This window comes from Neisseria sp. P0021.S006 (genome assembly GCF_051956895.1).
This window is the reverse complement of sequence record NZ_JBQCWZ010001135.1, coordinates 1-486: the sequence shown is the minus strand read 5'-3', so window position 1 is coordinate 486 and position 486 is coordinate 1. Positions and strand designations below refer to the sequence as shown.

Annotated in this window: 1 pseudogene; it reads left to right on the top strand. The window is 52.1% G+C overall.

From position 1 onward, the window contains the following. Positions 1–486: pseudogene (locus ACTHUM_RS19125) on the top strand (phosphoribosylformylglycinamidine synthase); the annotation flags it as partial.

Sequence of the window (486 nt, the reverse complement as noted above, 5' to 3'; positions counted from 1 at the left end):
AATGTGCGTCGGCGAAGCCATCACCAACATCGCGGCGGTCAACATCGGCGACATCGGCAACATCAAACTTTCCGCCAACTGGATGGCGGCGTGCGGCAACGAGGGCGAAGATGAAAAACTCTACCGCACCGTTGAAGCAGTTTCTAAAGCCTGTCAGGCATTGGATTTGAGCATCCCCGTGGGCAAAGACAGTTTGTCGATGAAAACCGTGTGGCAGGATGGCGAAGAGAAAAAATCCGTGGTTTCGCCGTTGAGCCTGATTATTTCTGCGTTTGCTCCAGTAGAAGACGTACGCAAGACTGTTACGCCTGAGTTGAAAAACGTCGAAGACAGCGTATTGCTGCTGGTTGACTTGGGCAACGGCAAAGCGCGTATGGGCGGCTCTGCATTCGGTCAGGTTTACAACAACATGACCGGCGATGCACCTGATTTGGACGATACAGGCCGTCTGAAAGCGTTTTACAACATAATTCAACAGCTTGTCGC